The following is a 22616-nucleotide window of genomic DNA, read 5'->3' on the forward strand; positions in this document are numbered from 1 at the left end:
TGTTCGAAAGCCTCAGTGCTGCGGTGGAACATCAGGCCTTGATGAGATTGACCGGCTGCTCGCCGTCGTTGATCCGCCTGACCTGCTCGGCGAGGATCTTCACGACCCGGGGCTCGAACGCCGAGGTGTCGCCTCCGACATGGGGTGTGATGAGAGTGTTCGGGGTGCCCCACAGCGCGTGGTTGCGCGGCAGCGGCTCCGGGTCGGTGACGTCGAGGGCGGCATGGAGCCGACCCGTGGCGAGCTCCGCCACAAGCGCGTCCGTGTCGACGACCTTGCCGCGCGCGACATTGACGATCAGCGCGTTGTCGGGAAGCAGGCTGAGGAACTTCTCATCGACGAGGCGGTGGGTGCCCTCGTTGAGGGGAGTGATGAGCACGGCCACCTCGGTGTGGGGCAGAAGCTCCGGCAGCTCGTCGACGCCGTGGATCTTCCCGCGTTCGTCCTCACGTGCGGTCGAGGCGACTCGGGTGAGCTGGACTTCGAAGGGGTCGAAGCGGTCGGCGATGGCCGAGCCGATCTCGCCGACGCCGATGATCATCACCCGCCGGTCCTGCAGCGAGCGGTGGCGCTGGTGCTCCCATACCCGCGAGACCTGCGAGCGCACGGCGTCGTCGATTCCGCGCAGGCTGGCCAGGGTCAGTGCCAGGGCGAGCTCGGCGGTGCCTCCGGTGTGCACGCCGGAGGCGGTCGCCACCTGGATTCCGCGTTCGGGCAGGTGGGCGACGGGGTCGAATCCGGTCGTCTGCGTGATGACGAGGCGCAGGTTCGGCAGCTCGTCGAGCAGCTCGATCGTCGGCCCGGAATCCATGTACGGCAGGACGACGACGTCGACATCGTCCCGGCTGAGCTTGGCCGACCGTTCGGCATCGGAGAAGACGACGAGGTCGACGTTGGCGCGCTGGTGAGCGGGGATCCGAGCGATCACTCGGTTGCGGAGCTCGGAGTTCGGGAAGGCGATTGTGGTGATGGACATGCCCTCATTGTGGCACGCACCCCTGCCCGGTGCCGAGGGCTTCGTCACTCTGAGATGACGGGCCTCGTCGCTCGGGCAGAGCCCGCCTCGTCACTCGGGCAGCGCTTTCCCGATCCGCGTGAACACGGCCTCGAGCACCTCGAGTTCGGCATCGCTGACATGGTCGAAGAAGATCTCGTCGACGTAGCTCTTGTGCTGGGCCCCGGCGGACAGGAATGCCCGCGCCCCCGCCTCGGTCAGCGCGACATTGTGGGCACGCCCGTCATCGCGACACTGGGTCTTCGTCACCAGCCCCGCGTCGACGAGGACCTTGATCCGATAGTTCAGCCGCGACGGCGAGAAGACGAGCTTCTTCGCCAGTGCGCTCATCGTCAGCGTCCGCTCCGGCGCTTCCCACAGCAGGAGCAGAGTGTTGTAGTCGCTGACATCGAGCCCCGCATCGTCCTTGAGCTGGACCTCGAGGGCCTGACGGAGACGCTGCGAAGTCTCGAAATAGGTCCGCCACGCATTCTGCGCCAGCGTCTCCCTTCCGAGCCCGAATCTGATCTCCGTCATCTCAGCCCTCGAGCAGCTGCGCGAAGGGAGTGACGTTCGCCGGGTCGAATTCGTCGACGATTCCGCGATTCGCCGAGGAGGTGCCCCGGGTCGCGCCCGCCCCTGCACCTGCGTGCGAATCGGGGTCGGCCACCTCGGCGAGGTCGTCATTTCCGGCCCCGATGATCGTTGCAGTCAGGGGCACGAGCTCCTCCCCCGCCTGACGGATCCGGGCGGTCAGCGCGCGGCCGCCTTCGACGGTTCCCCAGTCGTCGGTCGCGGCGAACACCGTGGTGGGCACGACGATGCCCTTGAGGTAGGACAGCATCGGCCGCAGCACCGCGTCCCCGGCCAGCGAATGGCGGGCGGTTCCGCCGGTGGAGGCGATGAGCACGGGTTTGCGGCTCAGCGCCTTGTCGTCGACGAGCTGCCAGAACAGGGTGTGCAGGCCGACGGGGGCGGCCTTGTACACCGGTGCGACGGTGACGATCGCATCGGCGGCGGCGATGGTCGCGAAGGCCTGCTCCAACGCTTCGGACCGGAACCCGGTCAGGGTCATATCGGTCAGCGCGGTGGCGAGGCTGCGGACGTTGATGACGTCCGTGGTCACGTCGATGCTCACCGACTCCCCCGCCGAGGCGGCCTGACCGAGGACCCGGTTCGTGAGCTTGAGCGTGGTCGAGTCCTCGCTCAGCGAGGTGGTCACGGCCACGATGGTCATCGTGTTCGCGCTCATGAGCGGACGGCTCCTTCCGGTGTCGTATTCTGGGCGTTGTTCTGGGCCGCTTCGGCAGCGCGTGCCTGGCGGTCCTCGAAGGCACGCGATCCTTCTCCGCCGCCGGGGATCGGATCCCGGCCTTCGCGGTGGCGGATGACGAGGGACCCGTGCGTCGGGGCATCGGGGACGTCGGCCGGGCGGCCCTTCGCGAACTCCTCGCGGAGAACGGGGATGACCTCTTCGCCGAGGAGGTCGAGCTGCTCGAGCACCGTCTTCTGCGGCAGTCCCGCATGGTCGATGAGGAAGAGCTGACGCTGGTAGTCTCCGGCCCAGTCGCGGAAGCTCAGGGTGCGCTCGATGACCTGCTGGGGTGACCCGACGGTCAGCGGAGTCTGCGTCGAGAAGTCCTCGAGGCTGGGCCCGTGGCCGTAGACAGGGGCGTTGTCGAAGTAGGGACGGAACTCGCGGACGGCGTCCTGGGAGTTCTTGCGCATGAATACCTGACCGCCGAGGCCGACGATCGCCTGGCTGGCCGTTCCGTGGCCGTAATACTCATAGCGCTGACGGTAGAGCTGAATCATCCGCGCGGTGTGCGAGGTCGGCCAGAAGATGTTGTTGTGGAAGAACCCGTCGCCGTAGTAGGCGGCCTGTTCGGCGACCTCGGGGCTGCGGATCGATCCGTGCCAGACGAACGGCGGCACTTCGTCCAGCGGGGTCGGGGTGACGGTGAAGCCGCCCAGCGGAGTGCGGAACTTGCCTTCCCAGTCGAGGTTCTTCTCACGCCACAGACGGTAGAGCAGGTTGTAGTTCTCGACCGCCAGCGGGATGCCGGCACGGATGTCCTTGCCGAACCACGGGTAGACGGGACCGGTGTTGCCGCGGCCCATGATCAGGCTGATGCGGCCGTCGGAGAGGTGCTGCGCATACGAGTAGTCCTCGGCGATGCGCACGGGATCGGTCGTGGTGATGAGCGTCGTCGCCGTGGAGAGTTCGAGTGTCTGCGTCTGCGCTGCGATATTGGCCAGCAGGATCGGCGGATTCGCCGGCGCCACGAAGGGCGGGTTGTGGTGCTGACCGGTGGCGAAGACGTCGAGTCCGACTTCCTCGGCCTTCTTGGCGATCTCGACGGTGTTCTTGATCCGCTGGTGTTCGCTGACTGTGGTGCCGTCGGTCGGGTCGGTGGTGACATCGCCGATTGTGAAGATTCCGAATTCCATGGCGCCTCCTGCGTCTGGGCTCCTGCGGTTCTCGCGGCCGCCCTGCCGATTGGACTAGCTTCAATTTTGAAGTAACTAGTTGAAATCTTAACAGAAGCGGTCGCGAAAGTATTCCCGGCCCCTGAGCGGGCGTCCGAACGGCTCGAGCACGCTATCGCCGCAAGCAGCCGATTGTTGGGTCGATCCACGGCGGTTTCGCCGCTCAGAACAGCGTGGATCGACCCAACAATGCACGAAAAGCGGCTCCCGCCCGAAGGCAGTAGCCGCTTTCAGTCCGACTGCAGGAGTCGACTCAGATCCAGAGGGCCGGGTCCTCGAGGACGAAGTCCGGGTGCGTCGTCGACGACTCGGCGCCCACCTTCGCCGAGGCGGCGCCCTCCTTCTTCTTCGAGCGCACGGTTGCGGGGATGCCCACGGCGCTCGAGTCGGCCGGCACGTCCTTGACGACGACGGCGTTGGCTCCGACCGCGGAGTTGTCGCCGACGACGACCGGACCGAGGATCTTCGCCCCGGCTCCGACGAGCACGTGATTGCCGATCGTCGGGTGGCGCTTCGTCTGCGCCATCGAGGTACCGCCGAGGGTCACCTGATGGTAAAGCATGACATCGTCCCCGACTTCCGAGGTCTCCCCGATCACGACTCCGTTGGCGTGGTCGATGAAGAAGCGACGCCCGATCCTGGCCCCCGGGTGGATCTCCACCCCGGTCAGCGTCCGCACGAGCTGGGACATCAGTCGCGCCGGAACCTTTCCAACGTCATGCTGCCACAGCCGGTGGAGTCCGCGGTGCGCCCAGATGGCATGCATCCCCGGGTAGGAGACCAGGGAGACGAAATCATTGCGCGCCGCCGGATCGCGTCGCTTCACCGTCTCGAGGTCTTCTCTCAGCGTCTCGCGCACACCGGGTCGGCTCAGTCCATAGGCGGCCGCCCCCACAGCCGCCGTGGCCGCTGCCCACAGTGCCTTCATCATTGACTCCCTTGCTCAGTCGTCTCGTTCTGTCTCGTGCAAGTCGGATCCGGTCGGAAGAATTCCCGCAGCGGTCCGACATCGGACTCTGCAGACAGCGAGGGCGCCAAACCGAAGTCTGACGCCCTCGTGCCGCTGACATGGAGTCAGTCCATGTACTCGGCAAACAGCGGAGTCGACAGATAGCGCTCGCCGTAGCTGGGAATGATGACGACGACGCGCTTGCCGGCGTTCTCCGGTCGAGACGCGACCTTCTCGGCAGCGAAGAGTGCAGCACCGGATGAGATGCCGACGAGCAGGCCCTCTTCGAGAGCGACGGCGCGAGCCCGCTCGAAGGCGTCGTCGTTGTCGACATCGACGACTTCGTCGTAGATATCGGTATTGAGCACCTTCGGCACGAAGTTCGCGCCGAGGCCCTGGATCGCGTGCGGTCCGGCCGTGCCTTCGGTCAGCAGCGGCGAAGCGGCGGGCTCGACGGCGATGATCTTCACATCCGGGTTGGCCTCGCGCAGCGCGGCTCCCGCACCGGTGATGGTTCCGCCCGTGCCGATGCCGGAGACGAAGATGTCGACCTTGCCGTCGGTGTCGGCGAGGATCTCGGGACCAGTGGTGGCCTTGTGGATCTCGGCGTTGGCCTGGTTCTCGAACTGGCGCACGAGGACGGCGCCGTCGGAAGCAAGCTCTTCAGCCTTAGCCACTGCACCCTTCATGCCTTCAGCCTTGTCGGTGAGGACGAGTTCGGCTCCGAATGCGCGCAGCAGAGCGCGACGTTCCTTCGACATCGACTCGGGCATCGTCAGCTTGACCTTGTAGCCTCGGGAGGTGCCGACCATGGCCAGCGCAATGCCGGTATTGCCCGAAGTCGCCTCGACGATGGTCCCGCCGGGCTTGAGTTCGCCGGATTTCTCGGCGGCGTCGATCATCGCCACGCCGATGCGGTCCTTGACGGAGTTGCCGGGGTTCGAGGATTCGAGCTTCGCCACAATCTCGGCGCCCGACCGGTCACTGGCCTTGTTGATGCGGACCAGCGGCGTGCGGCCGACGAGTTCGGAGACATTGTTGAAGATGGTCAAAGTAAGTCCTTTCACGATTCTTTGTGCACCGCCGTCGGCGGCCACTCGCCGTTCGGCGTACGTGCACCTGAACGGGTGGAGCGACAGCTTGCATCTCGTGGTCCGAGACGGCTTGCCCTCATCATAACCACGCCGACCCTGAACGTGTTCCCAGATATGTTGCTCAACAATCTGTGTTCGCTGGGGGCGAAACTTTATGACGGCTCCTATCACATACCGAAGATAGCCGCATATCCATCCACCTGATCGAGTGCGGGATACGATCAACCGCTGAGCAATCGGTGGACACGATCACCGAGGCGGCCCTTCCCCGAGATCGCTCCCAAGCGCTGCGATCGGGAGGAGTCTGAGACGGTCTCAGGTGACCGATACGATTATCCTCATGGCTATTCATCCCATCGTCGTCTACGGCGAGCCCGTTCTGCATCGTCGTGCCGAGAAGATCACCGAGTTCGACGAGGACCTTGCCGAACTCGTCGCAGACATGCACGAGACGCTCGACGCCAGCAACGGTGTCGGACTGGCCGCACCGCAGATCGGTGTCGGCAAGTCCATCTTCGTGTTCAACGCCGACGATGACTATGGTGTGCGTCGTCGCGGCACCTTCGTCAATCCCGTGCTCATTGCCTCGAAGGTTCCCGACACCCGTCCCGATCCCGACGATGAGACCGAAGGATGCCTGTCGGTTCCGAGTCTCGATTTCCCCCTCAAACGTGCCGACAGGGTCACCGTCAACGGCTTCGATGAGAAAGGCGAACCGGTGACCCTGAGCGCTGACGGGTGGTTCGCCCGCATAATGCAGCACGAATACGACCACCTGCAGGGCACCCTCTACGTCGACCGCCTCGACAAGCGGTGGTCGAAGAAGTGGAAGAAGGCCCAGGAGGCTCACGGCTATGATCAGCCGGGCCTGTCATGGATGCCGGGAGTCGACCCCGACCCCTTCGGTCACTGAGCCGGGAGCGGGCGGGCCGACGAGCTGAGACACGTCGGCGAACCGGGATCGGTCGACCATTGAGCCAAGGCCGAGCTCAGGCTTCGAGCTCGTCCACGGACTTCTGCGCCGCAGCCAGGCGGGAGTCGAAGTCGTCGAAGTCATCGGCGGTCTGGTCGAGTTCGGCGACGAGCCCGGAGATGATCGACGACTGCGAATCCGCATCGATGCGCAGCTCCCTGAACTGCCAATCGGCGGAATCATCAGCCGCGGTGCGAGACAGCACGTCGAGCACCCGATCACCGAGCTCGCGGGAGCGTTCGGAGTTGTGCAGCAGCATCAGCTGCTGATCGAGTTCGAGGAGGCGCTCGTAGTATTCGTGCATCGACTCCACGCGGCGGGCCATCGACGAGAAGGCAACGGCCAGCTTCGACAGATAGGTCTCCACCGACTTCGCGGTTCCCGCATCGCGGATGCCTTCGATCTCCTCACGCAGGCTGACGAGTTCCTGCAGCCGCACTCCGATGGAGGCCACAGCATGGTCGAGGTCGACGCGGGAGACGTGATCTTTGAGTATCGGGTGGGTCCACGCGCGGGTGCGCACGATCTTGCGAGCGATTGTGACAGCGAGATGGAACAGACGCTGCTCGTCGGTGTCCCGGCCTTCCTTGCGCCCAGGCAGATAGCCGAGACTGGCCGGAGTCACCCACTGGGCACCCGAGACCTTGCGCCGATTCGTGCGGCTCAGACGCTTCGGATCACGCAGGTATTTGGGGCCCGTGACCGCGGCGAAGATTCCGGTGCCCAGCGCCGTGGCCGCACCCATTCCGCCGAAGGTCAGTGCGGCATCGGCGAAACCCGAGACCAGAGCCAGTCCCCCGGGCGCCGCGAATCCCGCGGTCACGGCGGTACCGGCGGCAGTGCCGCCCTTGAACAGGACGCTGGAGCGGAAGAAGTTCCGGCTCATCCCACCGGTGAGCAAGATCGCGCTCGGGGCTCCGGCCGTGTAGCGGTATCCGCGGGCACTCCAGGCTCGCAGCACCGCCTCGTTGACGCTGTCGGGCACGAGCACCCGATAGATCGGCGCGGACTTCCCGCATTCGCTCTTCCACAGCGATTTCCACTCAGACACCGCTTCACCTCCACGCGTGTGGGTCACGCACTCGGCCCTGTCCCTTCGGACCATCGGTTGCGGGGAATGCGAACAGCCACACCCTCCGCTGTGTTCGGGAGACCGGTCGGTTCCCTTGGACGCACAGTCTAGAGGGTGTGGCTGGATCAATCCTGAGTCCTGCTCGGCACCATCAGGCGCCGGCGTCGACCAGGATCGGAGTCGAACCTGGACTCAGACGCCCAACTTGGCGAGGATGAGGTCCTTGGCCTTTCCGGCATCGGCCTGTCCGCGGGTGGCCTTCATGATCGGGCCCATGAGCGCGCCGATGGCCTGCATCTTTCCGCCCTTGATCTTCTCGACCACATCGGGGTTGGCCGCGATGGCCTCCTCGACGGCGACCTCGAGTGCACCGGTGTCCTCGACGATTTCGAGGTCGCGGGCCTTCATCACCTCGGCGGGCTCGCCTTCGCCGGCTGAGACTCCGGTGAGCACATCCTTGGCCAGCTTGTCGTTGAGCTTGCCCTCGTTGATGAGCTCGACGAGTCCTGCCACCTGGGCAGGTGTGACGATCTCGGTGGGGTGCTTGTCCTCCTGGTTGGCCAGGCGGGCGACCTCACCGGTCCACCACTTGCGTGCCGCGGCCGGCTTCGCACCGGCGGTGACGGTGTCCTCGATGGCTTCGAGCAGTCCGGCGTTGACGATGTCGCGCATCTCCAGGTCGGAGAACTTCCATTCCCCGAGGAGGCGGCGGCGCTTCTGCGCCGGCAGCTCGGGCAGGCTCGCCCGCAGCTGATCGACCCATTCGCGGGACGGCTGCAGCGGGACGAGGTCCGGCTCGGGGAAGTAGCGGTAGTCGTCGGCGTCGGACTTCGGACGCCCCGAGGAGGTCTCCCCGGTCTCCTCGTGGAAGTGACGGGTCTCCTGGACAACCTTCTCCCCCGCTTCGAGGAGAGTCGCCTGGCGGGCGATCTCGAAGCGCACTGCGCGTTCGATCGAGCGGAAGGAGTTGACGTTCTTCGTCTCCGTGCGGGTGCCCAGCGGTGCCTCGGGGTTCTCCCGCAGGGACACGTTGACGTCGGCGCGGACGTTGCCCTGTTCCATGCGGGCCTCGGAGACGTCAAGGGCGCGGAAGATGTCCCTCAGGGTCCGCACATAGGCGGCGGCCACCTCGGCGGCCCGTTCCCCTGTCCCGGTGATCGGGTGGGTGACGATCTCCACGAGCGGCACACCGGCTCGGTTGTAGTCGACGAGGGAATGGTCGGCACCCTGGATGCGGCCGGTGGCGCCTCCCACGTGGGTGTTCTTGCCGGCGTCTTCCTCCATATGGGCGCGCTCGACGGGGACGGTCACGATGGTGCCGTCTTCGAGCTCGACCTCGACCTGGCCTTCGGCCGCGATGGGCTCATCGGACTGGCTGGTCTGGAAATCCTTGGGCACGTCCGGGTAGAAGTAGTTCTTGCGGGCGAACCGACAGGTTTCGGCGATCTCGCAGCCGAGGGCCAGACCGATCTTGATCGCGTACTCCACGCCCTTCTCGTTGACCACGGGCAGGGAGCCGGGCAGGCCGAGCGAGGTGGGGGTCACGTTCGTGTTCGGTCCCCCGCCGAAGGTGTTGGGGGCGGCGTCGAACATCTTGGTCGCGGTGCCGAGTTCGACGTGGACCTCGATGCCGATGACCGGATCGTATTTCTTGATCGCGTCTTCGTATTTCACTTGGCGTTCAGTCCTTCCGCGAGAGTGTCGAGCACACGTCGCGCGATTCGAGTGCGGCTTCCAAGGGTCCGGCCACCTCGTAGAGTTTGATGTCCTCACGGGCCGGAGCCAGGATCTGGAAGCCGACGGGCAGACCATCGGCCAGGCCTGCAGGCAGGGACAGTCCGGGAATGCCGGCGAGGTTCGCCGGGATCGTCGCCACGTCGCCGAGGTAGAGGGCCATCGGGTCGGCGGCCTTCTCCGCACCGAACTTCAGCGCGGTCGTCGGGGTCGTCGGGGACACGAGGACGTCGCAGGCGGCGAAGGCCTTGGCGAAGTCGTTCTGGACCAGGGTGCGGATCTTCTGCGCCGAACCGTAGTAGGCGTCGTAGTAGCCGGCCGACAGAGCGTAGGTGCCGAGGATGATGCGGCGTTTGACCTCCGATCCGAAGCCTGCAGCACGAGTGGCCGACATGACGGTCTCGGCGGTGACGGGACCGGATTCCGGTTCCACGCGCAAGCCGTAGCGCATGCCGTCGTAGCGGGCGAGGTTCGAAGACACCTCGGAGGGCATGATGAGGTAGTAGGCGTCGAGGGCGTAGGAGATCGACGGGCAGTCGACCTCGACGATCTCGGCTCCGGCAGCGGCAGCGGTTTCCAGCGCCGCGGTGAACGCGGTGCGGACGCCGTCCTGGTAGCCTTCACCGGCCAGCTGCTTGATGACGCCGAGCTTCTTGCCCTTGAGTTCGCTGGTCTGGGCGGCATTCAGGAATCCGCCGACCTCGTCGGGCAGCGACGTGGAGTCGAGCGGATCGTGTCCGGCCAGCAGTTCGTGCAGGGCTGCGGCGTCGGCGACGCTGCGGCCCATAGGTCCGACCTGGTCGAGGCTCGAGGCCATCGCGATGATGCCGAAGCGCGAGATCGAACCGTAGGTCGGCTTGACGCCGACGGTGCCGGTGAACGCGGCGGGCTGGCGGACGGAGCCGCCGGTGTCGGTGCCCACGGACAGCGGGGCCTGGAATCCGGCCAGCGCTGCGGCCGCGCCTCCGGAGGATCCGCCGGGCACGTGGTCGAGGTTCCACGGGTTGCGGGTGTTGCCGAAGGCCGAGTGCTCGGTCGTCGAACCCATGGCGAATTCGTCGAGGTTGGTCTTGCCGAGCACCGGCAGTCCGGCGGCCTTGACTTTGTTGTGCACCGTCGATTCGTAGGGCGGAACCCAGTTCTCGAGCATCTTCGACCCGGCGGTCGTAGGCGTGCCTTCGGTGACGACGAGGTCCTTCAGGGCCACGGGCACACCGGCCAGCGTGTGGAGGTCCTCACCGGCGGAGCGCTTGGCGTCGACGGCTTTCGCGCTCTCCAGGGCAAGTTCGTCGGTGACGGTGATGAAGGAGTTGAAGTCATCCTCGGTGGCAGAGATGCGGTCGAGGTGCGCCTGCGTGACGTCGACGGAGGAGAACTCGCCGGATTTCAGTCCTGCGGCGAGTTCGAGGGCGGACTTGTTCGTCAGTTCGGTCATCTCACTCCTCCCCGAGGATCTGCGGAACGAGGAACTTGTCGTCCTCGGCGGCCGGAGCCGAGGCCAGAGCCTGTTCGCTGGAGAGCGTCTCGCCCACGACGTCGGGGCGCATGACGTTCGTCAGCGGGATGGGATGGCTGGTTGCGGGCACATCGTCGCCGGCCACTTCGTTGACCCTGGCGACGTTTCCCAGAATTGTGCTCAGATCACCGGCGAGCGATTTCAGCTCATCTTCGCTCATGGCGATCCGAGACAGTGAAGCCAGATGCTCCACCTGTTCGGGGGTGATTGCGGAAGACTCCGTCATTCCCTGCCTTTCATCGTCGTTTTCACTCGCCCCCAGTCTAGTCTCTTCAGCGGACCCGCCCCCGCCGTTGCGCTGTGACCTTCCCCCAGAACTACCTGACGGCGGCCCAGCAACCTGGCGCGAGGTTGCTGAGCCGCCGTCAGGTAGTAATTGTTAGGCGGAGGGGCGTTCGGGCCAGGTGCGGGTGCCTTGGATGTATCCGGCCATGTCAGCCACGACGCGGTCGGCGTCGGCCTGGGTGAACTCGCCGGCTGAGACTCCGGCCTGGAGGTCGGCGGCGAGATCGGCGATGCGGGTCCGGGCGTCGGCCGCGGTGGCCGCGACGAGTTCGGTGCCGGTGGACAGTGCGCCGGACGAGTGTGTGCCGGCCGCCTGGCTTGCGGTGGAAGGCGATCCGTTCGCCGAGGCAGTGTCGGTGAACGAGGCGCCGTTCGCCGAGGCAGTGTCGGTGAACGAGGCGCCCACTGCAGGATCGTCGACGATGGTGCCCTCGATGACCTCATTCGCGTCGGTCGAGGCGCCAGCGAGCGCGGTCGGCGACTCCTCGGTTCGTCCGGTGGCCGGAGCAGCCGGGGTGCGCATGGACGTCAGTTCAGGCTGCGCATTGCGTTTGGTGCTGTTCGGTCCCGGCCCCAGCACCAGGTCGGCCAGGCCCGCCGTAACCGGCACTGCGGTCAGGGCCGCGGCGACGACCACGCAGGTACCGGCGAGAACTTTGGGGATCCATCTCATGTCCCACACTCTTCCACTCGAAGCTGTTTCTGAGCTTGGCTGAGTCTGAACCCCGGCTTCGAGTTCGGTCACGAACGAATCACAGCCGCACCAAGGAACCTCCCCGAACCGGAATGTATTCCCTCCGGCAGCGAGGCACCAGGGACCAGGCACGAGGCCCGGGCACACCTCAGTCGAGTCTGCCGGTCTCCAGCAGAACCCTGAACTGGTCCTCGTCGAGGACGGGCACGCCCAGCGACTCAGCTTTCTCCAACTTCGACCCGGCGTTCTCACCGGCGACGACGTAGTCGGTTTTCTTCGACACCGAACCCGCCGCCTTGCCGCCGGCGCCGAGGATCGCCTCCTTGATTCCGTCGCGGGTGAACGAGCTCAGTGATCCGGTCGCCACGATCGTCAGCCCTTCGAGGGTCTGCTCGGCGGCCTCGACCTCGTCGTCTTCCATCCGCACCCCTGCGGCCGCCCAGGTCTCGACGATTTCGACGTGCCAGTCGATCTCGAACCAATCGCGGATGCTCTGGGCGATCGTCGGACCGATGCTCTCGACGGCGGAGAGCTCCTCTAGGCTGGCCTCACGGATGGCCTCGAGGGTGCGGAACTTCGCGGCCAGTGTCCGTGCGGCGGTCGGTCCGACATGGCGGATCGACAAGGCGACTAGCACCCGCCACAGATCCTGATCCTTCGCCTTCTCCAGCTCGTCGAAGAGCTTCTTCGTGTTCGCGCTCGGGGCGCTCGGCTTCTTCGCTGTTCCCCGGGTGTAGAAGTACGGCACGAGCTCACGCTCACCGGTCTCCACTCCCTTCGACTTCTTGTTCCGCCAGATCTTGACCTCGGCCAGATCCTCCGGGGTGAGGTCGAAGAGGAAGGCCTCCGACGTCAGCGGGGGCGTGTCCGGTTCGGCCGGCGCCGTCAGCGCCAGTGCAGCCTCCTCGCCGAGGGCTTCGATGTCGAAGGCCGCGCGGGAGGCGAGGTAGAAGATGCGGTTGGCCAGCTGTGCCGGGCACGATCGAGAATTCGGGCACCGCAGATCCTTGTCGCCCTCCCTCTGCTCACCGAGCTCGGTTCCGCATGACGGGCAGTGGGTGGGCATGACGAATTCGTGTTCGGATCCGTCCCGCAGGGCCGCGACCGGGCCTAACACCTCGGGGATGACGTCGCCGGCCTTGCGCAGGGTGACGGTGTCGCCGATGAGCACACCCTTGCGTTTGACCTCGTAACCGTTGTGCAGGGTCGCCCGCTCGACGGTCGATCCTGCCACGGTGACCGGTTCCATCACGGCGAATGGGGTCACTCGCCCGGTCCGACCCACCTGCACCTGGATGTCGATGAGCTTCGTCGTGACTTCCTCGGGCGGGTATTTGAAGGCCGTCGCCCACCTCGGTGCGCGAGAGGTGTAGCCCAGCGTCTCCTGCACGGCGATATCGTCGATCTTGATGACGATTCCGTCGATCTCGTGGGTGACATCGTGACGGTGTTCGCCGTAGTAGGAGATGAAGTCTTCGATCTCGTCGACGGTGTCGAGGACCTTGAAATAGTCGCTGATCGGCAGACCCCAGGACCGGAACTGCTCGTAGACCTCGGACTGGTGGGCCGGTTCAGGATGCGAATCATCGGCCGGTGTCCACACGGCGATTCCGTGGACGAGCATGTGCAGGGGCCGGCGTGCGGTGACGGCCGGGTCCTTCTGCCGCAGCGAACCGGCCGCGGAGTTCCGCGGATTCGCGAACGGGGCCTTGCCCTCGGCGACGAGGGAGGCGTTGAGTTCGGCGAAATCCTCGACGGGGAAGAACACCTCGCCGCGGATCTCGACCTCGGCCGGCGGATGCTCGGTGTCGAGGCGGTGCGGGATATCGGAGATCGTGCGCACATTCGCGGTGATGTCCTCACCTATGCGTCCGTCGCCGCGGGTCGCCGCCCGCACGAGTTCGCCGTTCCGGTAGAGCAGATTGACGGCGAGCCCGTCGATCTTGAGTTCGCACAGGAACTTCGACTTCACCGAGGTGGCCGACCGTACCCGTTCGTACCAGGCTCGCAGTTCCTCATAGTCGAAGACGTTGTCGAGGCTGTACATCGGACCGATGTGTTCGACCGGGTCGAAGGTCGAGGTGTCGACGACGCCGCCGACGGTCTGCGTCGGTGAGGAATCGGTGACGAGTTCGGGGAACTGCGCCTCGAGGTCTTCGAGACTATGGACGAGCTCGTCGTACTCGGCATCGGAGACGAGCAGGGAGTCCTGATAGTAGGCGGCCCGCAGCTCCTCGATCCTCTCCGTCAGCTGGGCATGGGCCTGAGCGCGAGCGGTCGCGTCGGTGAGGTCGAGGCCCTGCAGCTCGGGTGTGGTCGAATCCGAGGTCTGGTGCTCGGGCGTCGATGAGTCGGCGTTCTCCGGTGTCGTGGTCATTCGATCTCCTCAAGAGCCCGCCGCAGACCGGCGGCGATGGTCATGGTTCCCCGATTGTGCTCGGGCCCGATCCCCTGCTGGTCCTCCAACAGCGGCGGGTAGGTCATCGGCAGTTCGCGGCCGGCGATGATCCCGAATTCGCGCAGGCTCGCGACCCCCATGCCGATGCGCGACCACGGGGTGCGGATCCGCTCGCACCAGTGATTGACCGCGTCCGATCGCCCACCGGCCGCCGCCGGCAGGTGGATCCAGGTACCGAGCCCCGCCTCGGCGAGGATCGCCAGCTGTTCCCAGCTGTGTGGTTTCAGGCTAGCCAACGGCACTGACACGGAACGGGCGCCGGTGCGGCGGACCACCTCGGCAGCGGGAATCTCCTTGCCCTGCAGGTGCACAGAATCGAGGTCCGGCAGGGCGAGCACGGTGGGTGGGAGGTGGCGCAGCGTGGATTCGAGCGCCGCCCACACCTGGGTTTCGCTGATGGCGGGCAGGCTCGCCCACCCGGACACCGTCGGCCAGGTGCCGGTGAGGACCGGGTTCAGGCGGGATTCGACGAGGCGGACGGTCGGCTGCATGCCCAGGCCCGCAATGCGGTCGGAGAAGGCCGCGATGCCGAACGTGTAGGCCTGGACGACGTCGCGGCGGGCTCCATAATCGCCGAGCACACGGGCGCCGGAGCTCAGGCTCAGCGCGGTCACGAGCGTCCACGGTCCCGGCAGGCTGATCTGGACCTGTCCGGACCGAGACTGGCCGTATTCGGCGATCGCGTCGAAGGCTTCTCTCAATGCCGAGTCCTCGAGCCGTTCGTCTTTGCCGGCCGAGGCGGTCAGCCGCCAACCGTAGGATGTGCGGTCGACGTGAAGTTCGGTGAGCAGGCCGACGGCGCGGCCGATGGCGTCGGCACCCCATCGCCCCTCGGACTGATGCGCGGTCAGGGGCACCGGCGGAAGCTGATCGGCGAGGAGGTCGAAACCGGAAGCCGCGGCCTCCCGGACCGGACTTGTCGCGATATAGCCGCGGCGCGGATCGCGGACTCCGGGCAGCCAGATTCCCGTGGTCGTGGCGGCAGGCAGAACTCGGTCAGCCATGCTGGTGGGCGCGGGGGATTCCGAAGACGTCGACATAGAATCCGAACTCGCTTTCCAGGGAATCGATGATGGTCTCGGCGCGGACGAAGCCGTGGGATTCGCCCTTGTACAGACGGTAAATGTACTCCACTCCGGCCAGTTCGAGTGTATCGACGAATTCCTGGGCCTGTGAGGGTGGGACGATCGGGTCGCGGTCGCCTTGCATCACAGCCACAGGCACGGTGATGTCTGTGGTCCGGCGGATCGGAGACCGGGTGATGTATTCGTCCTGGGCGGCGGGCCAGGGTCCGACGAGGCCGTCGATGTAGTGGGATTCGAAGTCGTGGGTGTCGACGACGAAGCGCATGAGGTCGGTCACCCCGAAATACGAGGTGCCGCACGCGAACACGTTCGTCGAAGCCAGGGCGGACAGCACCGTCCATCCGCCCGAGGAGGCTCCGGAGATGGCGATGCGGTTCGGATCGGCGAGTCCGGCCGCGACGAGTCCGTTGACGGCGGCGACGGTGTCCTCGACGTCGACGACTCCCCATTGCCCGCGCAGCCGGTCACGCCAGGCACGACCGAATCCGGTCGACCCGCCGTAGTTGACTTCGAGGACGCCGATGCCCTGGGAGGTGAAGAAGCTCGTGCGTGCCGTCATCTCCGGGGTCGCCTGCCCCGTCGGTCCGCCGTGGATCGAGACCACGAAGGGCGGGAGTTCGTCGACGAGAGCGGCGAAGCGAGGATTGTGGGGCGGGTGGATGACGACGGGCACTCCCCCGAGCTCGCCGACCTGCGGGCGGGAGTAGTAGCCCTGGTGGGTGTCAAGGCGTTCGCTGGCGATCTCGGTGAACAGGCCGGTCACCCGGTCGACGGCGTAGAGGACTCCGGGGCGCCTGGTCGACTTCGCCGTCAGCAGCAGGTGGGTGCGGCTGAGGTCGAGGAGTTCGATCGTGCCGAAGACCTCCCCCGTCGTATCGATGGTCTCCCAAGTCGTGTCGGAAGGGGTGAGCGTTTTGTCGGATAGGCTCAGCCGGCGGCGCACGAGGGATGCGGTGGCCGCCTGCGAATGGGCCCACACCTCTTCTCCGTCGTTGAGGTGCCACCTCGTGCCCAGCTGCCAGAGGGCGCCGCCGATCTCCTCGCCGGTGTCGATGACCGGTCGCAGCCGGTCGACTCCGATCTTTTCGGGCGCCGGTGGCTGGCGTTCGTCGGTGGCCAGGGGTCGCGCGGTGACGGGGTCGATGTCGAGCCCGAATAACGACCAGTGCCCGTGATGGTCGGAGATGACGTGGAGGGAGGAATCGGAGGTGAACTCCGGCTGGAGCAGGGAGATGCCCGGATCGGTCGGGCTCGGCATTCCCGGATCGGATCTGCGTGGCCGTTCGACGCCGTCGCCGCTGAGCACGGCGACCGCAGGTGTGGCCGGCGTGCGCACATCGACCAGCCACAGGGTGGTCCCGTCCCAGGGCATGTTCGGGTGCTCCCAGCCGACGAATGCCAAGGTGCTGCCGTCGGGTGAGAGTCTGGGCCAGGCCATGAAATGAGAGTGGGTCGAGAGCACATTCGTCGTCCCGTGCTTGGTCAGCAGCACAATCGCGCGTTCACGACGGGTGGACCGGCAGTCCTCGCGCACGCACAGCAGTCCCCACGGACTCATGTGCAGATCTCCATAGCGGATCCGCCCCGAGGTGTCCGGGGTCAGGGCATGCGGGGCTCGGCCGGGAATGATCTGCCAGACGCGCTGATCAGCGGCGTTGACGAAGTAGATGACTTCGCTGTTCTGGTCGAGAGCCCACGAGGCTCCCCCGTATTCGTGGACGGCGGAGCGGATGTTGAACCCGGTCGGAATGACCTGCTCACGCTCTCCCGGACGCGACAGTGAGGTGCGGACGAGCCCGGTGCGGGCTTTCTCGGTGGGGATCTTCGTCGAATAGAAGATCTCGTCTCCCCGGAAGGCGGCGTCGAAGATCGGAGCGGCACCGGCGGCCACCTCGGCGGCGCCCAGAGGTGAGGACCACGTTCCATAAGGTGCCGTGACGACATCTTGGGGACTTTCCTTCATGCCCCCAGAGTATCGCCAGTGGCCGACATCGGCCCCGAAGCAGTCACCTGAGTGAGGTGGGGCGGCTCAGGCGCCTGCGAATTCGGGTGCCGAGGTGATGCGGTCCTTAGCCGTGGAGTCGATGGTGGCCTGGCCGAGGACACGGGTGCCGCGGTAGATCACCATGGTCTGGCCCGGGGCCACTCCGGAGAGCTCCTCATCGACGTCGACGTGCATGAGCTGCCCGGCCGGACGTGCGGCGGGCACCTCGACCTCGTCGATGATCGGATTCGCCTCATGTTCGGGTGCCTCGGCGACGAATTCGCCGAGCCAGGCACGGGCCGGCACCGGGTCGGCGTGGGCGCGGATCTGCACTTCGCAGTCGATGCCGGTCTCCGGGGTGTCCCCCATGTCCGACGGCGCTGCACCGGCCCAGGAGGTGCGGATGCCGGTCAGATGCGAGACCGCGAGATCGGCGCGCGATCCGACGGTGACGGTGTTCGTCGCCGGGTCGAGGCCGGTGACGAAGCGCGGCTTGCCGTCGGCAGCGGGCTTCTCGATGCCCAGACCCTTGCGCTGGCCGATCGTATAGGTCATCGCCCCATCATGTTCGCCGAGCACTTCGCCTTCGGAGTCCTTGATGAGTCCCGGACGCATCGGGATCTTGTCGGCCAGCCAGGCCTTCGTGTCCCCGTCGGGGATGAAGCAGATGTCGTAGGAGTCGGGCTTGTTCGCGACGGAGAAACCGCGCTCGGCCGCCTCTGCGCGCACCTCGGCCTTCGACGCCGTCGCACCGATCGGGAAATAGCAGTGCTCGAGCTGGTCGGAGGTGAGCACACCGAGGACGTAGGACTGGTCCTTGGCCAGGTCCTCACCGCGGTGGAGTTCGGGGCGACCCTCATCGTCACGGAGCACCTCGGCATAGTGGCCGGTGGCGATGGCGTCGAAGCCGAGCGCCAGGGCCCGGTCGAGGAGGGCTGCGAACTTGATGCGCTCATTGCAGCGCATGCACGGGTTCGGGGTGCGCCCGGCGGCGTATTCGGCGATGAAGTCATCGACTATGTCTTCCTTGAACCGCTCGGAGAAGTCCCAGACGTAGAAGGGGATGTCGAGCATTCCCGCCACCCGGTGGGCGTCGCGGGAGTCTTCGATCGTGCAGCAGCCGCGCGATCCGGTGCGCAGGGTCCCGGGCATGCGGGACAGGGCGAGGTGAACGCCGACGACTTCGTGTCCGGCGTCGACGGCACGGGCGGCTGCGACGGAGGAATCGACTCCGCCGGACATGGCAACGAGTACTCTCATGATGCTCCTTGCATCCATCGGGGTGTTGCCGAAACCATCCCGGCTCGGCGTGCCTGGTCGACGACCTCGGGCAGGGCCGCGAGCAGGGCATCGACATCGGCTTCGGTCGTTTCGTGACCGAGCGTGAAACGTTGAGTGGTGCGGGCGCTGTCCTCATCCATCCCGCATGCCAAGAGCACACGGGAGGGACGGGAGACACCGGCAGAACAGGCCGATCCCGTCGAGGTGGCCAATCCCCGGGCATCGAGACCGAACAGCAGCGAGTCCCCCTCGCAGCCCGGGAACGTGAAGTGGGCGTTGGCCGGCAGGCGGTCCGCTCCGCGCGGACCGGAGAGCCGTGCCCCGTCGATGCTCGATTCGATTCCCGCGATGAGGCGGTCCCGCAGTCCCGACAGTCGTGCCGCCCGGGCCTCGAGGTCGTCTGTGACGAGGTCGACGGCGGCGGCGAAGGCCACGGCGCCGGCGACGTCGAGGGTGCCCGAGCGCACGCTGCGTTCCTGTCCCCCGCCGTGGAGGATGGGCGTCGGGCTCGCTGCGCGGTCGAGCAGGAGTGCGCCGATTCCGACGGGGCCGCCGATCTTGTGCGCGGTGATCGTCATCGCCGTGGCCTTGAGTGCGGTGAAGTCGAGCGGGATCTGTCCGAGCGCCTGTACGGCGTCGATGTGGAAGGGAACGCCGAGTTCGGCGGCGATCTCACCGATCTCGGCGATCGGCTGCAGAGTGCCGATCTCGTTGTTCGCGGCCATCACGCTGATGAGCGCGGTGCGTTCGGGGTCGCGCCGCAGTTCGGCGGTCGCCGCGTCCAGATCGAGACGTCCTGCCGGGTCGACGTCGAGGTAAACGGCTTCGGCGCCGAGGCTCTCCAGCCACTCTACGGCCTCGAGGATCGCAGGATGTTCGATCGTCGTCGTCAGCACTCGCGGGCGGGCAGGCTCCGTGAACGTTCCGCTGTTGCGGGCGAGGTAGAGGCCTTTGAGAGCGAAATTGTCCGCTTCGGTGCCTCCGGATGTGAAGATCACCTCCGACGAGGTGGCCGCACCGACCGCGCGGGCGATGCCTTCGCGTGCTTCTTCGATGCGCATCCGTGCCGCCTGACCGACCGCGTGCAGGGCCGAGGGGTTGGCCCGACGGGCCAGCTCCTTCGTGTACACCTCAAGCACCTCGGCGGGCATCGGCGAGGTGGCTGCGTGATCAAGATAGATGGGCACCCTGCAATTTTAGGGCGTGAGCCAGGCTGCGGCCAGGATCCGTGCGGCATCTCACCTGCCAAGCGGCACATCCGGACGAGTTGCCTGCCGGTATGGCCGACTAAACTGGGTCGGGTGTTCACCGTTTTCACCATCGTCCTCTATGCCGCCACCGGCATCCTGACCCTGTGGTCGATCATCGAGACCATCCGCAACCGCCCGGCCGGCAAGGCTCTGCTCGGCGGTGCCGCACTGCTTCTGCTGCTGCTCATTGTGCAGCTGATCATCTCGATTGCGACCTTCGGCTCCACACACGATGTCGACCCACTGCTCTACTTCGGCTACATCATCACGGCAATCATGGTCATGGCGCTGGCCGGGTTCTGGGCGTTCGCGGAACTGAGTCGTTGGGGGCCGGGTGTGCTGGCCGCGGCAGGACTGACGGTGATCGTGATGATCGAGAGATTGGACCAGATTTGGCAGTGACCAGGCGCAATCGGTTCGGCGGGGACCCCGCCGACGATGCGAGCTCAGCAGGCAACGCGGACTCCACGGCCGCCTCGGCGAGGGGAAAGACGGGACGGTCGCCGTTCTCGGCGATGCATACCGGACCCGGACGGGCGCTCACGGCGGTGTACGGGGTCTTCGCGCTCTCGGCCACGGCCCGAGCGGGCTACCAGCTCATCCGCGAATTCGATGTCGCGCCGATCGCGTACTCGCTGTCCGCGCTGGCTGCGGTGATCTACATCCTCGCCACGGTCTGCCTGGTCATCGGCAACCGCGTCTCACACCGGATCGCCGTCGCCGCCTGCGCGATCGAGTTCGTCGGCGTCATCGTCGTCGGCATCCTCAGCCACACCCACCCCGAGGACTTCGCGAAGCCGTCGGTGTGGTCGAACTTCGGCAGCGGATACGGCTATATTCCGCTGCTCCTGCCGCTCATCGGCCTATGGTGGCTGCTGCGCGTCGGCCGCCGCGCAAACCGCGACTGACACGCCAAACGAACCGCGGCTGAGCGCGCCTCACTCCACCTTGGAGGACAGGACGTTCCAGTCGGTGGCGACGGCGGTGAGTTCGTCACCGGTCTTCATCAGCACATAGGGGTGCGCGGTGTCGACCTTGATGGTGTCGCCCTCTTTGTCGTTCGTCTTCACGGCTTCGACGGTGTCGCCGAGGTCGAGAGCGTAGTCCGACGGTGCCTTGATCGTCAGGGTGCAGCGCACCTCGCCCATTCCGATCGCACCGTTCTCGGTGCTCAAGGACATGTCCTCGAACTTGAGGTCCTCATAGGGTTTGCAGTCGACGTCGACCTTGTCGAAGCCGGAGTCCTTGTCCCGCAGGTCACCCAGGTAGTCGCGGAATCCCTTGAATCCGCCCTCCTTGAGTCCTTCGGGTCCTCCGGACTTCGCCTTGCCGTCGACGAGGAACGATGAGACGTCACCGGATGCCGTGGTCAGGTCCTCGGAGAAGTCCTCGGGTCCCTTCTCCACGGCGCCGCTGTCATCGGCCATGAGGGTGGGCATCTGATCGGTGGGGATATAGGACGCCGAACGCACGAGCGGATCGGTCGACGCCGACTCTCGCGTCACCAGCATCACCTGGGTCAGCTGCTTGTCCCCATCCGTGGAATTCTTGTCCGCGGTTCCGAAGGCGTAGAACCACATCGGATATTCAGTGAAGTTCGGGCTGCCGGCGACGACCTCGGTGAAGTTCGGTGCGCGCAGCTTCTGCTTCGCCTTGTCCGCGATCTGGATCTGCGCGCGGGTGTGGTCGATGAGCGGTGCCGCCTGGATCTTGTCGAGGTCGGAGCCCTTGTCGCCGAGGGTCTTGTCCAGCGATTCCGTGTAGTTCGTCATGAACTTGCCGGCCTCACCGGGGCGCACCGCCGTGCGTTCGTACGGGGTGGTGTCCGGGCTGCTGGGTTTGGCGATCGGCATGTTCGCACAGCCGCTGAGCACCAGCCCGGTGCCCAAGACGGAGGCCGTCACTGCGCGGAAGGACCGCCGGTTCCGCAGATCCCGTCGCCGAGGCGGCGCTTGGCCGGCCGTGTCCGGCTGCACTGTCGAGATCGGCTGGGTCGCCGGTCCCGGCTCGCCCGTGGCTGTGCGGTCATCTGCCGGTCCCCGGCCGCCTCGGCCCGAGCCGCTGCCGCCTCCGGGTCCGCTGTCGCTGCTGTCCGGTCCGCCGCCCTCGTCGGGTCCGGTGCCGTTCGGGCGTCCGACGTCCTTCTTCGGCGGGCGGATGCGCGAGTCCCACCAGCGCATGAAGAAGAACACCGAGAATCCGGCGAGGATGATCGTGCCGGCAATGCCGAGCAGGCTGAGTGCGAACACGCCCTTGACGCGCATCTGGAGACTCACCGTCGTTCCGTCGAGACTGTCATCGGAGTTCGCAGGAGCGATCACGAGCACCTGCGGTTCGGCATCGAGATCGAACGTCTTCGCGACCGTCTTTCCCGTGTCCTGGCTGATCCACCAGTCGCGATCGGCGATATCGGCCTCCGGCTTCTCATCACCGGGAGTGAACCGGTGGGTCGCGGAATTCGGGAACGACACATCACTGATCTGCTCCTGCGCCACCCCGTCGAGGTAGCTGTCGGCGTCAACTCCGCTGGCGGTGCCGACGAACAGCTCCGTGCCCTTCGAGTTCTTCGCCGTCACGGTCACGCTCGAACCCGAATAGGGCACGATGGCCTCGTCGAGGACGACGGCGTAGGCCCCGTCCTTGACCTTGAAGGCAGGGGTCTCGGTGATCTCGTCGGTGCCGACGACCGAGAGCGCAGAGATGACCAGTCCGGCGAGCGTGAGTGCTGCTACGCCGAAGAGGATGGCGGTGAAGAGT

Annotated in this window: 20 protein-coding genes; 3 read left to right on the plus strand and 17 right to left on the minus strand. The window is 66.2% G+C overall.

Features of this window, described 5'->3' with window-relative positions; all coding sequences use genetic code 11:
• Nucleotides 1–31: 31 nt before the first annotated feature.
• The 6 genes from LJ362_RS11670 to cysK form a co-directional block, all read right to left on the minus strand.
• Nucleotides 32–976, minus strand: a complete 945-nt coding sequence (locus LJ362_RS11670; RefSeq protein WP_264799213.1) for a 2-hydroxyacid dehydrogenase — start codon at nucleotides 974–976, stop codon at nucleotides 32–34.
• Between the two features lie 90 nt (nucleotides 977–1066).
• Entirely contained in the window at nucleotides 1067–1531 is a 465-nt protein-coding gene (locus tag LJ362_RS11675) for a MarR family winged helix-turn-helix transcriptional regulator (RefSeq protein WP_264799214.1), read from the minus strand.
• Between the two features lies 1 nt (nucleotide 1532).
• Complete coding sequence (locus LJ362_RS11680; protein ID WP_264799215.1) at nucleotides 1533–2246, minus strand: NAD(P)H-dependent oxidoreductase; 714 nt, start codon at nucleotides 2244–2246, stop codon at nucleotides 1533–1535.
• Nucleotides 2243–3445 (minus strand): LLM class flavin-dependent oxidoreductase, encoded by a 1203-nt coding sequence (locus LJ362_RS11685; RefSeq protein WP_264799216.1) that lies wholly within the window; start codon nucleotides 3443–3445, stop codon nucleotides 2243–2245. Before LJ362_RS11685 ends, LJ362_RS11680 begins: the two co-directional genes overlap by 4 nt.
• Before the next feature lie 292 nt (nucleotides 3446–3737).
• A complete protein-coding gene (gene epsC, locus LJ362_RS11690; protein WP_264801832.1) occupies nucleotides 3738–4412 on the minus strand; it encodes a serine O-acetyltransferase EpsC in 675 nt (224 codons plus the stop codon).
• Nucleotides 4413–4558: 146 nt separating this feature from the next.
• Complete coding sequence (gene cysK / locus LJ362_RS11695; protein ID WP_173155842.1) at nucleotides 4559–5485, minus strand: cysteine synthase A; 927 nt, start codon at nucleotides 5483–5485, stop codon at nucleotides 4559–4561.
• Nucleotides 5486–5867: 382 nt separating this feature from the next.
• Here cysK and def point away from each other — a divergent pair, with 382 nt between their 5' ends.
• Entirely contained in the window at nucleotides 5868–6440 is a 573-nt protein-coding gene (gene def, locus LJ362_RS11700) for a peptide deformylase (protein WP_208634987.1), read from the plus strand.
• 76 nt (nucleotides 6441–6516) lie between these two features.
• Here def and LJ362_RS11705 read toward each other — a convergent pair whose 3' ends face one another.
• The 10 genes from LJ362_RS11705 to LJ362_RS11750 all read right to left on the minus strand — a co-directional run bounded on the left by LJ362_RS11705 (nucleotide 6517) and on the right by LJ362_RS11750 (nucleotide 19796).
• Nucleotides 6517–7551 carry a hypothetical protein gene (locus tag LJ362_RS11705; protein ID WP_264799217.1) on the minus strand — a complete coding sequence of 345 codons (1035 nt, stop codon included), beginning with the start codon at nucleotides 7549–7551 and terminating at the stop codon, nucleotides 6517–6519.
• A 213-nt stretch (nucleotides 7552–7764) separates the two neighbouring features.
• On the minus strand, nucleotides 7765–9246 hold the full coding sequence (gatB, locus tag LJ362_RS11710) for an Asp-tRNA(Asn)/Glu-tRNA(Gln) amidotransferase subunit GatB (protein ID WP_264799218.1): 1482 nt from the start codon (nucleotides 9244–9246) through the stop codon (nucleotides 7765–7767).
• Between the two features lie 7 nt (nucleotides 9247–9253).
• Complete coding sequence (gene gatA / locus LJ362_RS11715) at nucleotides 9254–10741, minus strand: Asp-tRNA(Asn)/Glu-tRNA(Gln) amidotransferase subunit GatA (protein ID WP_264799219.1); 1488 nt, start codon at nucleotides 10739–10741, stop codon at nucleotides 9254–9256.
• Nucleotide 10742: 1 nt separating this feature from the next.
• The gene (gene gatC / locus LJ362_RS11720; RefSeq protein WP_062862017.1) at nucleotides 10743–11048 is read right to left on the minus strand and encodes an Asp-tRNA(Asn)/Glu-tRNA(Gln) amidotransferase subunit GatC; all 306 of its coding nucleotides are present in this window, start codon (nucleotides 11046–11048) and stop codon (nucleotides 10743–10745) included.
• Nucleotides 11049–11201: 153 nt separating this feature from the next.
• Complete coding sequence (locus tag LJ362_RS11725; RefSeq protein ID WP_264799220.1) at nucleotides 11202–11780, minus strand: hypothetical protein; 579 nt, start codon at nucleotides 11778–11780, stop codon at nucleotides 11202–11204.
• Between the two features lie 169 nt (nucleotides 11781–11949).
• Nucleotides 11950–14178, minus strand: coding sequence for an NAD-dependent DNA ligase LigA (gene ligA / locus LJ362_RS11730; protein WP_264799222.1), 2229 nt, complete (start codon nucleotides 14176–14178; stop codon nucleotides 11950–11952).
• Nucleotides 14175–15263: a hypothetical protein gene (locus tag LJ362_RS11735; RefSeq protein ID WP_264799223.1), complete on the minus strand. Its 1089-nt coding sequence runs from the start codon at nucleotides 15261–15263 to the stop codon at nucleotides 14175–14177. Before LJ362_RS11735 ends, ligA begins: the two co-directional genes overlap by 4 nt.
• Nucleotides 15256–17307: a S9 family peptidase gene (locus tag LJ362_RS11740; RefSeq protein WP_264799224.1), complete on the minus strand. Its 2052-nt coding sequence runs from the start codon at nucleotides 17305–17307 to the stop codon at nucleotides 15256–15258. Before LJ362_RS11740 ends, LJ362_RS11735 begins: the two co-directional genes overlap by 8 nt.
• Nucleotides 17308–17373: 66 nt before the next feature.
• Nucleotides 17374–18588, minus strand: coding sequence for a tRNA 2-thiouridine(34) synthase MnmA (mnmA, locus tag LJ362_RS11745; RefSeq protein ID WP_264799225.1), 1215 nt, complete (start codon nucleotides 18586–18588; stop codon nucleotides 17374–17376).
• Nucleotides 18585–19796 carry a cysteine desulfurase family protein gene (locus LJ362_RS11750; protein ID WP_264799226.1) on the minus strand — a complete coding sequence of 404 codons (1212 nt, stop codon included), beginning with the start codon at nucleotides 19794–19796 and terminating at the stop codon, nucleotides 18585–18587. The genes mnmA and LJ362_RS11750 overlap by 4 nt, the downstream gene beginning before the upstream one ends.
• 114 nt (nucleotides 19797–19910) lie before the next feature.
• Here LJ362_RS11750 and LJ362_RS11755 point away from each other — a divergent pair, with 114 nt between their 5' ends.
• Both LJ362_RS11755 and LJ362_RS11760 read left to right on the plus strand, forming a co-directional pair.
• The gene (locus LJ362_RS11755) at nucleotides 19911–20261 is read left to right on the plus strand and encodes a hypothetical protein (RefSeq protein WP_025778593.1); all 351 of its coding nucleotides are present in this window, start codon (nucleotides 19911–19913) and stop codon (nucleotides 20259–20261) included.
• Between the two features lie 113 nt (nucleotides 20262–20374).
• Nucleotides 20375–20767 (plus strand): hypothetical protein, encoded by a 393-nt coding sequence (locus LJ362_RS11760; RefSeq protein ID WP_264801833.1) that lies wholly within the window; start codon nucleotides 20375–20377, stop codon nucleotides 20765–20767.
• 30 nt (nucleotides 20768–20797) lie between these two features.
• On the opposite strand, the gene LJ362_RS11765 is transcribed toward LJ362_RS11760, so the two are convergent.
• The gene (locus LJ362_RS11765; protein WP_264799227.1) at nucleotides 20798–22441 is read right to left on the minus strand and encodes a hypothetical protein; all 1644 of its coding nucleotides are present in this window, start codon (nucleotides 22439–22441) and stop codon (nucleotides 20798–20800) included.
• Nucleotides 22442–22616 lie beyond the last annotated feature (175 nt).

Origin of the sequence: Brevibacterium sp. JSBI002 (assembly GCF_026013965.1) — a bacterium.
Lineage (GTDB): Bacteria > Actinomycetota > Actinomycetes > Actinomycetales > Brevibacteriaceae > Brevibacterium.

What these genes read in the sequence shown, in the direction of transcription:
- LJ362_RS11670 (WP_264799213.1), bottom strand. Translation starts at nt 976, where the DNA reads ATGTCCATCACCACAATCGCCTTCCCGAACTCCGAGCTCCGCAACCGA.
- mnmA (WP_264799225.1), bottom strand. Translation starts at nt 18,588, where the DNA reads ATGAGAGTACTCGTTGCCATGTCCGGCGGAGTCGATTCCTCCGTCGCA.
- LJ362_RS11760 (WP_264801833.1), top strand. Translation starts at nt 20,375, where the DNA reads ATGCATACCGGACCCGGACGGGCGCTCACGGCGGTGTACGGGGTCTTC.
- LJ362_RS11740 (WP_264799224.1), bottom strand. Translation starts at nt 17,307, where the DNA reads ATGAAGGAAAGTCCCCAAGATGTCGTCACGGCACCTTATGGAACGTGG.
- def (WP_208634987.1), top strand. Translation starts at nt 5,868, where the DNA reads ATGGCTATTCATCCCATCGTCGTCTACGGCGAGCCCGTTCTGCATCGT.
- LJ362_RS11675 (WP_264799214.1), bottom strand. Translation starts at nt 1,531, where the DNA reads ATGACGGAGATCAGATTCGGGCTCGGAAGGGAGACGCTGGCGCAGAAT.
- gatA (WP_264799219.1), bottom strand. Translation starts at nt 10,741, where the DNA reads ATGACCGAACTGACGAACAAGTCCGCCCTCGAACTCGCCGCAGGACTG.
- LJ362_RS11735 (WP_264799223.1), bottom strand. Translation starts at nt 15,263, where the DNA reads ATGGCTGACCGAGTTCTGCCTGCCGCCACGACCACGGGAATCTGGCTG.
- ligA (WP_264799222.1), bottom strand. Translation starts at nt 14,178, where the DNA reads ATGACCACGACACCGGAGAACGCCGACTCATCGACGCCCGAGCACCAG.
- LJ362_RS11680 (WP_264799215.1), bottom strand. Translation starts at nt 2,246, where the DNA reads ATGAGCGCGAACACGATGACCATCGTGGCCGTGACCACCTCGCTGAGC.
- LJ362_RS11685 (WP_264799216.1), bottom strand. Translation starts at nt 3,445, where the DNA reads ATGGAATTCGGAATCTTCACAATCGGCGATGTCACCACCGACCCGACC.
- LJ362_RS11725 (WP_264799220.1), bottom strand. Translation starts at nt 11,780, where the DNA reads ATGAGATGGATCCCCAAAGTTCTCGCCGGTACCTGCGTGGTCGTCGCC.
- gatC (WP_062862017.1), bottom strand. Translation starts at nt 11,048, where the DNA reads ATGACGGAGTCTTCCGCAATCACCCCCGAACAGGTGGAGCATCTGGCT.
- epsC (WP_264801832.1), bottom strand. Translation starts at nt 4,412, where the DNA reads ATGAAGGCACTGTGGGCAGCGGCCACGGCGGCTGTGGGGGCGGCCGCC.